This window comes from Paenibacillus pseudetheri (genome assembly GCF_924513355.1).
Taxonomy (GTDB): domain Bacteria; phylum Bacillota; class Bacilli; order Paenibacillales; family Paenibacillaceae; genus Paenibacillus_AQ; species Paenibacillus_AQ pseudetheri.
Window position 1 is genome coordinate 20525 of record NZ_CAKMAB010000062.1, and the last position, 9432, is coordinate 29956.

Annotated in this window: 8 protein-coding genes and 1 pseudogene; 2 read left to right on the forward strand and 7 right to left on the reverse strand. The window is 41.8% G+C overall.

Annotated elements, in window-relative coordinates:
• Nucleotides 1-89 precede the first annotated feature (89 nt).
• Nucleotides 90-2201, reverse strand: coding sequence for a glycoside hydrolase family 52 protein (locus L1028_RS29450; protein ID WP_234541679.1), 2112 nt, complete (start codon nt 2199-2201; stop codon nt 90-92).
• 173 nt (nt 2202-2374) lie between these two features.
• On the opposite strand from L1028_RS29450, the gene L1028_RS29455 reads away from it, so the two are divergent.
• The gene (locus L1028_RS29455) at nt 2375-3289 is read left to right on the forward strand and encodes an AraC family transcriptional regulator (RefSeq protein WP_234541680.1); all 915 of its coding nucleotides are present in this window, start codon (nt 2375-2377) and stop codon (nt 3287-3289) included.
• A 76-nt stretch (nt 3290-3365) separates the two neighbouring features.
• On the opposite strand, the gene L1028_RS29460 is transcribed toward L1028_RS29455, so the two are convergent.
• The 5 genes from L1028_RS29460 to L1028_RS31825 form a co-directional block, all read right to left on the reverse strand.
• Entirely contained in the window at nt 3366-3563 is a 198-nt protein-coding gene (locus L1028_RS29460; protein WP_234541681.1) for an ABC transporter permease family protein, read from the reverse strand.
• Nucleotides 3564-3570: 7 nt separating this feature from the next.
• A complete protein-coding gene (locus tag L1028_RS29465; RefSeq protein WP_341482593.1) occupies nt 3571-3894 on the reverse strand; it encodes an ABC transporter permease subunit in 324 nt (107 codons plus the stop codon).
• Between the two features lie 15 nt (nt 3895-3909).
• Complete coding sequence (locus L1028_RS29470; RefSeq protein WP_234541682.1) at nt 3910-4062, reverse strand: hypothetical protein; 153 nt, start codon at nt 4060-4062, stop codon at nt 3910-3912.
• A gap of 488 nt (nt 4063-4550) precedes the next feature.
• The gene (locus L1028_RS29475; RefSeq protein ID WP_234541683.1) at nt 4551-5006 is read right to left on the reverse strand and encodes a GNAT family N-acetyltransferase; all 456 of its coding nucleotides are present in this window, start codon (nt 5004-5006) and stop codon (nt 4551-4553) included.
• Nucleotides 5007-5202: 196 nt separating this feature from the next.
• A complete protein-coding gene (locus L1028_RS31825; RefSeq protein WP_423803106.1) occupies nt 5203-5478 on the reverse strand; it encodes an aminoglycoside adenylyltransferase domain-containing protein in 276 nt (91 codons plus the stop codon).
• Nucleotides 5479-6390: 912 nt separating this feature from the next.
• On the opposite strand from L1028_RS31825, the pseudogene L1028_RS29480 reads away from it, so the two are divergent.
• Nucleotides 6391-7599, forward strand: a pseudogene (locus tag L1028_RS29480) (IS110 family RNA-guided transposase).
• Between the two features lie 229 nt (nt 7600-7828).
• Here L1028_RS29480 and L1028_RS29485 read toward each other — a convergent pair.
• On the reverse strand, nt 7829-8920 hold the full coding sequence (locus L1028_RS29485) for a phosphotransferase enzyme family protein (RefSeq protein ID WP_234541684.1): 1092 nt from the start codon (nt 8918-8920) through the stop codon (nt 7829-7831).
• Nucleotides 8921-9432 lie beyond the last annotated feature (512 nt).

Consider the following 9432-nt stretch of genomic DNA (forward strand, 5'->3'; position numbering starts at 1 on the left):
AAAAAAGAAATTCATAATTTAACAAAAAAAAGCAAACGACCCCCTAATAAGAGGTCCGTTTGCCATTTATTCAATGAAAATCCAAATCCCTACTTCTCATCCAACCACAATATCGCTGTTACTCCACGAGGATAATATTTACTGCCTGTAATCTCCCCGGAAATAATTTGATCACTCCAGCTGAAGATCGATAATTCTGGATGGGTAAGCCATGCCACATGAGCGCGATCTGCTGCCGCTCCGCTTTCATCCCATTCCAGTCCCAGAATGTTGCGGGCGATGAACTGCGAGAGATAGATTTTGCTAAGCCAGCTGTTATTGCTAGTGGATGAGATTTTCCAACCGCCGTCATCAAATAAGCAAACGCCCGGCTTCAACACCGCATGAAGATGCTTGTCGAGTGCGCCGATATATGCGGCGAACCGTCCATTGCGATCAAGAGCTTCCTTACAACCCGTATAGTATGGGAATACAAGACCCTCGATAGCTGGAATGATCTTGGAGTCGTTACCTTCTCCAATCACAGCCGGGATATATCCATCTGCAGTAACGCTTTCCACCATCGTTGCGGCGCATTTCTCTGCCCCTGCCCCTGCTGTTTTGGACAGCTCCACACGCTCATACTCTGCAAATATTTTCTCCATAGCTAAGTAAGCCGCCCAGCATTTTCCTGCCAAGTAAATATTGTTGCGAGCCTGACCTAAAGAGACATCCAGACTGTCATAGGTAGTAATCTCTGCTCCACCCATCGTACGTGAGCTATCTAGCGCCATAACACCGTTTCTTTGCTCCGGATCTGGATGATCCCGATTTAACATACTATCCAAGCACTTCTCCAAGATACTCAGATTACGTTCCATCCAACTCCGATCACCTGTGTGTTCAAGATAAGTTGCCGCACTCAGCACCCAGTTTACCAATTGTTCATGTGTCATATGAGAGAAGCAACCATCAATGCCATATAACTCATAGGAGGAATAGCCCGGACGTGAAACTACGTTAGCTACACCCATATCATGTGTGAAGCTAATCCCACCTGGATACTCTGTATCATCCCCAGGGAAACGCACCGTATCTTCATAGCTGAATCTTTCTACGAACATATCCAGCTCATTACGAACCGTCCAAGGATTCAGACGCAGCTCGTAGAATAACTGATCGACGGTCAGATCAAAGGTATTCATCATCCGGTATTCGCCTTCGTTGACGATCCAGAACGGCTTATTCTTATTATCCAGTAATTGTGTGGAACCATAATAACTACGAATCGCATGCGCTAGCATAAAGGTTTGATCTTCGGATAGTTTTGCATGATTAAACATCTCGTTAGCTTTCTCCGCTGCTTGTTTAAGCACATCGAATTTAGCTAATGCATATTCGGCTACGGCTTCAACATTGTTGAAATAGCGATTATAGTAATAGGAAGCATCCATACCAGAGGTAACATAACCCGAACGGTGAAAACAAATCGCAAACCGGTACGTTTCTTTTACTCCGGCTGGAACATCCATGATCAATGCACCCACGCGGCCCAGTCCAAAGGTCCAATTTTCCTGAAGCTCCTCACTTAGAATATCCTCCATCGTGAAATGAAGTGCGGACTTTGTAGTGCCTTTCTCGGCAGCAATCGCAATAAACCTTCCTTGTCCAACGCCTGTAATTTCAGATGACACATCATCCAGTCTTCTCATTCCGCTATACACATCTGTTCCCTGAAAACCAAAGAACGCGCGACGTGAGGTAGCTGATGAGGTGTTATCCACTTCGAGCTCAACCAGTACTGCTGGCAGCAACACTTCCTTCATTTCTTCCACAGACGCAGTTTCAGGATCTGGTACTGATCGAACTGGCGAGAGAATCCGGAAGGTCAGATCCCCCGCACTCCAGCTGTCTGTAGCTACTTGAAAATCTCTAGAAATCTCACGATTTTGAAAAGGGAACAGAATATTCTCCTTGTCTGGATTGGGGTCTGGATTCTCGATGTCATAGCGTTTGCTCTCGTCATCTCCGCCAATCTCGTGAAATGGTAGTGTGTCATACCCTTTCCCATCCGTGCGTTCTAATCCTATGAATATATTCTGTCTAGGAGGTTTGGCCATTTCCAAATCGAAACCACCACTAGCTCCTTTAAATCCTAAGGTAAAACTCGCAAATGCACCGATCGGTGAATGATGAGCATTAAAGAATTTATTATGTAACATAAATAAATGCACTCCCTCCAACATGATCCCGGATACCTCCGGGCTATATATCCATGTTATCGATATTTCTGGAAGTGCAACAGGGCTAAAGCCTTCTATTATTTGGGCAAATCAAACATCGATAACAACCTATGATATAATGAAGCCAAATTTTATTGTAAAAGAGGATTGAAATGATCTCGAATGATCCCGCCTTCCATAATTCTATTGACGGTCAGATGTCACCAGACATTCAAGCAGCCTTTCATATCTTCGCCGCACATTGGAGAAAAGTAAATTCGGATTGGCAATATCCTGTACACACTCATCCGATGTTTGAGATTAATATTGTCCTTCAAGGTGAGCAACAAATGACGGTAGGCAATAAGTCTTTTATACAGAAAAGCGGCGATATTTTATTCATTCGTCCCGGTGTTGAGCATAGTAGTATGGGTTCAAATGCTGACTGTGACATGACTTATTACTGCCTGCATTTTGATATCGATGATCTGATTTTGCGGCGTGCCTTACTTACAGCAGATGCTGTTAGTCTCAGCGGGAACACCCCCGAACTGCTGGCCATCCGTTCCGCACTCGATGTAATCATTAACTCTTCCATCTTGTCAGAGTCTAAAGACACACATAGAAATCGCTTGATCACACTGCATGCTTCACTGCAGCTTCTGACCGCGCTCAGCGGTTGGGTGCTTTCGGAAATGCCTCTCCCAGCAGATACAGAAGCTACAGAAAATACAGTGGCCCTAGCTAACGCTATTGAAGGATTGCTGCAAGAGTCAGTTTCTACAGCAGCGGTCACAGGTGAAAGGGGCAGTGGTATTGAGGACATTGCTGCCAAGCTCGGATATAGTACTACTCACTGTAATCGTGCTTTTCACCAAATTTATGGCATGTCACCAAGGCAATATTTATCCCGGTTGATCATTCGACACGCCAAACTGCTGCTGATGGATAATAACCTATCAGTCGAGTCAGTCGCCCACCAACTAGGATATCGGGACGTATCCCACTTCAGCAAGCAATTCAAACGCTGGACAGGTCTCCCGCCCATGGGCTATCGCCGTTTAACTGCGAATCCAAGTACACTTTAAAGATCGTTACGCCTACGAAAAAAGGGATGTATTCCGCTGTCCACTAAGTGGTTACAGGATACATCCCTATTATGAATTACCCCTTCGTCGCTCCCGACGCAATCCCCCTCACAAAATGCTTCTGCAAAGTGATAAACACAATCAACACAGGCACCACCGACATCGCTGTTCCCGCAAAAATCATATCCCAACGTGAAAAGAATTCTCCGATATAACGGTAAATTTCCACAACCATAGTCTTAGCCTGTCCTGAAGTTAATACCAGCATCGGCATCAAGAAATCATTCCAGATTCCAAGTCCGTTCAAGACAACCATACTTGCCGTAACAGGCCCTAATAGCGGGAAAACAATTCTCCAAAAATATCCCGTACCGAGAACAGCCATCAATTTCTGCCGCTTCTTCAATTTCTCTAGGTTTTCCTTTGACAAAACTGGTATACAGCAGGCATCCGAAACCTACCGCACTGGCTACATAAATAAGAATGGGTCCCGCAAGGCTACCGTACAGACTTAGCATTCTAAGCTCTTTGAACAAAGGAATCATATACGCCTGAAAAAAAATCATCATTCCGGCTAAAAATATACGAACATAAATCGAGTCCATCTAGTATTTCTACGTTCAATGGCATACCCTGCCATGGGTTTTCGGAAAAGCAATGGCATCCTTCATGATCTCTACATAACTCTTAAAGGCCAACATCAAATTGAATAAAATTGGGAAGAAAAATAGAACCGATTCATCATCAGCGAGAAGTACCCGAATTTCCTTCATCCTACAGTCCTCCTACCTTAGAAAAATCATCTCACAGTAGTCCAATAAACTTATTCTAATGATAACTGACAAACAATCTTTGGTGCATCACCATAGGAATGAACTTTCTTAAGGAGAAAATGCAGTTATTTAAGAATCTTATTTAAAGAAAATATTATACGGTGGCGGTCGTAACTGCGGGGAATGTTTGGACTTCTGGCTGCTGTTGTCTTCAGATTTCTTCTATTTTTACCACTGATCACGGTTGAAATCTGAAGACAAAGGCGGACGCATACGCTCCTACAGTTCCAAACTTCCCTCCGTTACTGCTCGTTAATAAAGTCTTACACTGCCCAATATAAAAACCAACGACAGTTTTCGGACAGGAATATTGAGTCCTAGACTGCCGCCCTTAGCGCAGCATGGCTGCCAATCATGCTGGCAGCCTAGTCATCGTTGAACTATCGTTCTCCGTTAGTTAAGTCTCAACAAACCATGTGGCGATAAAATTACTTTATGGTGTCGTGCTCATAGATTTTCGTAGGTCGTCCCCATTCGAAATTATCCAAACCGATTTCTCTGAATCCATATTTCTCATAATAACGAATATGATCGGTCGTTAAATAAACCTTCGTATATCCCAACTGCCCCACCATTTTCCTGGCATGCTCCAACAATACTGAACCCAAACCTTGCCCTCGTTCATTCTCGTCAATGAATAAAGGTGCAATCCATGGCGATAAATCTTTTCGAATTACATATTCCTGCTCAATTAATTGATAAAATCCAATTATTTTGTCGTTATTCAACAACAGAAATGTAAATGGCAAACCAGCTTCAGCCGATAAACTTTCGTCAATTTTAGGGAGTACCACCTTTTTTACGTTTGGCCATTTTTCTTTAACATATTCAACAAACTCTATTTGACGCTCTGGACACTCTATTATGGATTTTATAACTTGCATTAAGCCACTCCTTCTTAAATACGTTTCTTGATGATTATCACCTCAAAAAAGGGTGATTCCAGATTATACCTTAAATTAACTGCGGGGAACGGAAAGTTTATTTTAAGTTAAACTATACTGCCCGTTAGCTTAATAAAAAAGAGCAGGTTACGAAGTACCTACTCATCATTGTGTGTTATTGAACTAAAGTTCTCTGCTAGCTCAATAATGCTTCCTTGATTTGATTTATTACATAATGCCTTAAATTATTTAAATCTGCCTCTGAGAAGTCTTTTTTCTTAGCTTTATCGTTATAAACATCTACAAGATTTTCAATGATGTCACGGTATTCTGAAGGGACTAACCCAACAGCCCACTCACCTGCTTGTGCTTTTGAATATATCGCTTTGTTTTCTTTATAAGACCAAATTCTCAGAAGTGTGAGGACTCCTGTAGTTAAAAGTTCTCCATCTAATTTGCTGAAATATTCTATTCCCTAAAAAATAGAGTCCCAGAAATCTTTTTCAGGTACTACTGGGAATATCTCACTGATTGCTCGACCATAGATACAAATACCACTTTGGTTAATTAAAGTTACATGACAAGCAATATCTCCATCTGTATAAACCTCCTTAATATCCCAGAACGCCAAATCATTTTCACTAGAAATGACCTCGAATTTTGGTCTCCAATATTCACTGAAGTGAAACTCATAAGGGGTAGGGTGTCTCCAAGGATTAAGGTCTGAATAGCACAGAATACTTATCTCGATTGGTGACGGCTTTTTATGTAAAGCTAAAGAACCCATTCATTAAATGTAGCCTTTGAGGAGCAGTTAATGGTTGTTTAGTGATTACAATCATGTCTAAATCACTGTGGGAAGGCTGAAAGCTACCTAAACATAATGACCCGTGAAGGTATGTTCCAATTAAGTTTTCACCCAACGCATGATTTAAAAAATCTGATATATTTGTTATCTGCAGCTTTGTTTCTATAGGGCAATCATCCCAGCGATATCCACACAAGAGAAATCCACTCCTTGTCTAAAATATTCTATATTTGATAATAACATGCTCTCGCAAAATAATGGTAACAATAAACATCTATAACTATTTTAACCTTATTAAATATAGTTGCGTTTATTAAGGTAACCTGCCCTATCGTATTATGAGACCAACCAGTTCTTTCTGGTTGATCCTTTTTTCATTTGCATAGAGGATTAAGGTAGCCTGGTCGAACGTACCTGCCCGTGGGACTTGATCCCGAGCGCTATAATGTTCACCCCTACTTGTCATTACCATGATTGAGGCTGGTTGGGACAAAGATCCCGTATCACATGCGATGCTATGGAGCGACAAGAAGAGTTACAGGGGCTGCCGGTAAATTTACATCAAGGAGAGATCAGATGAATCCAGTAATCGGTCTAGATATTTCTAAAGAAGAAAGCCATGGACAAGCCTTTTTAGCGCGCGGAAAGCCATACAGAGGGACATTCCATTTCGAGCACACTCGTGATGGTTTAGCAAATCTCCATCAAGTTTTAAAGGACGTTGAATCTGCATCCAAACAACGTCCTTTGATTATTTTAGAAGCAACCGGCCATTACCAAAGTCCCGTTGTTCAGTTCCTAGAAGAACTTCACTATATTTACATTGTCATTAATCCGCTCATCTCAAATCGGCTTAGGAAGTCTCAACTTCGTAAAGTAAAGACGGATGCTGCTGACGCTTACCTTTTGGGAGAGTTGTACTACAAGGAAGAATTTGAACCTTTTAAGAAAAGAGGTGTGCAACTTCTCAATCTGCGCTATCTTACAAGACAATATGAGTCTCTTTCAAAGATGTGTGTACAGACTTAACTACAATTCCAAGCTGTTTTAGATCAGGTTTTCCCGGCTTACAAAGGCGTCTTTGGAGCTATGTATTCTGGTATTTCACTACGGTTTTTAAGTGAATTCCCAACCTCATATTCAGTTTTACAGACGGATGAAAATACACTCAAAGCTAAGATGAAAGAACTGCTTTCTTCAAAATGGGGGCGCTCAGAGGACTGGATTAACCAACGGGTTCAACGACTGCTAGATGCGGCAAAACAAAACCCATTTCAGCAAACCATGTATGCAAGCCACTTAATCCATTTGAAAGTCCTTATTACCCTCATTCTTCAGTACCAAGAGCATCTTACTGAATTGGAACGGAACATAGATGCTCTGGCTGAAGAAATTGAAGAGTATGAATTAATTCAGTCAATTCCCGGTATTGGGCATAAAATTGCGGCAACAATTTTATCTGAAATTGGAGAAATCGACCGATTTAATCATCCCAAAAAGCTAGTCGCCTTTGCAGGCATTGACCCAAGTGTTTTTTCTTCCGGTAAGTTTACAGCAACTCGAAACCGAATCACGAAACGTGGTTCCAGGCAGTTGCGTTATGCGCTGGTGATGGCTGTTCAGTGTGGACTTATTCGTTCTCGCAACACTCGACTCAAAGAATTTTACGAACGGAAAAGAACCGAAGGTAAGCCACATAAAGTAGCATTGGTCGCATGTGCAAATAAGCTAGTTCATTGGCTCCATGCCATCTTGAAAAGTAAAAAAGCATTCTGTCTGGCTTAATAATTATAATTGGTTTAACCTTCCAAAACGTGGTGCGAATTGGAGGGTTATTTGGCTTGCCTATTTTAACTATAACATAAGATTTACGGTCATTTTACTGGTAATCTTGACATGCTATTAGCTGGTATAGCTTAACGACAGAAGGAGCAGCTGCCGCGGTGGCAAACTGCTCCCAGGATCTCTGGACTAACGTTCCCCGTTAGTTCAGTCAATGGATGTTACGAAAAGACTATATATCTCGTTCCTCACACTCAAAGGGTTCTTCACACGAGTAAATTTCATGGAAAAATCCCATATACGGGATATCGTCTTCTAGGCATTTTATGCGATACGACAACTCCTCATCACACTCCGGCTCTTCGCCGTTGTTCCGCATTACCTCGAATGCATCTACAATACCTTCCATGAGGTTTACTTGGATAAATAAGGGCAATTTATCTAACATCCAATTTTCGATTCTACTCTCGGACCTGTATCCCGCGAGGACTGTTTCAAAATAATCATCCATGAACTTTTTGCGTTTAACGACGTCTGGTTCAAATTGTATCCAGCCCACTCCGTTTGTCCAGAGACTCGCTAGGTCAAACATATACCAACAGTAACATGAATTATCGAAATCATATACGGTTATTTGCCCAGTATCAAAATCTATCGAATAATTCCCATCGCTGTAATCAAAATGGACCATACCAAAAGACTCACGGTCCCTATCCAATCCTTCTAAGGTTTTAAGGAGCTCTACCAGCTTCTCCTTAAGCAGAGATAATGAGTCGGGGATCAGTTTATCTATATAATCGGCATTGAATTTGTCAAAAAAACTATGCCGGCGATGGACAGGCGTATAGCTTTTCGATATTCGGTTCAGTTTCCCCAGGACATTTCCGCAATTATAAAAATACTCAGAAAGTGGCGCGCCTTCCCGGTACTTATAGTGATTTTCTACCAGCAGTTTTCCCTTGGCCTTTTCAAACAGGCAGATAAAGAAGGTGTGATTACTATGCTTGATCTCCTCAACCAAATTCCCCTGCCGGGAGCTGATGACATTTGAGACGCTGCCTCCGTGCTCAAATAGATACCTCACATATTCCATTTCGCCTAGAAAATCTTTCCGGCTCCTGTCAGGCAAGAAAGTAATTCGGAGTATTTTTGCGCCCGCACCTTCTTTCTCACAGGCATAGACGAGATTCCGTCCTCCTTCATGTGGCGGAATCTGTTGGAATTCATACCCCTTCAACCCATACAACTCGGATACTAATGGAAGTAAATATGCATCACTGATTTTAACAACCTCGTTATAAATTATAAAATCTCCTCCAGTCAATTTTTTTTAACTATTTACCCATACTGAAAATACTTATAAAAAATGAATATTACTTCTGTAGAGCTAAAGAATAACCACCTTATTATGCATTGATATATCGCTTCTTTCAGCCATTCCTGCCAATATTGTACTTTAATACCCCTTTTATACTCTAGGGAGACTTTTTATATAATAAAACTCTACCAGAAACCGTTTTAAGCACTTAGGTTACATGTGACCTAGAGCCAAGACTATGTTTGACTTGGAGCGACAAACGTAGGAACGATCGAGCAAAGCTTGTGGATTAATGATTTTCTGGTGGCATTATAATCTTGTTCATTGGTTTCAATCAAAAAACTTGCCCCTACTTATGATACGGTTCACCGCGCTTCATCTTAAACTATCCTGCCCGTTCGTATTATGAGGTCACCAGATCTTTCTGGTGGACCTCATTTTTGTGTGGTCGTAAGATAGCGGTAGCCGGGGATCGAACGTTTCTGCCCGTGGGAGTCGGATCCCGAGAGCTATACAGT

What these genes read in the sequence shown, in the direction of transcription:
- L1028_RS29450 (WP_234541679.1), bottom strand. Translation starts at nt 2,201, where the DNA reads ATGTTACATAATAAATTCTTTAATGCTCATCATTCACCGATCGGTGCA.
- L1028_RS29455 (WP_234541680.1), top strand. Translation starts at nt 2,375, where the DNA reads ATGATCTCGAATGATCCCGCCTTCCATAATTCTATTGACGGTCAGATG.
- L1028_RS29460 (WP_234541681.1), bottom strand. Translation starts at nt 3,563, where the DNA reads ATGCCGATGCTGGTATTAACTTCAGGACAGGCTAAGACTATGGTTGTG.
- L1028_RS29465 (WP_341482593.1), bottom strand. Translation starts at nt 3,894, where the DNA reads ATGGACTCGATTTATGTTCGTATATTTTTAGCCGGAATGATGATTTTT.
- L1028_RS29470 (WP_234541682.1), bottom strand. Translation starts at nt 4,062, where the DNA reads ATGAAGGAAATTCGGGTACTTCTCGCTGATGATGAATCGGTTCTATTT.
- L1028_RS29475 (WP_234541683.1), bottom strand. Translation starts at nt 5,006, where the DNA reads ATGCAAGTTATAAAATCCATAATAGAGTGTCCAGAGCGTCAAATAGAG.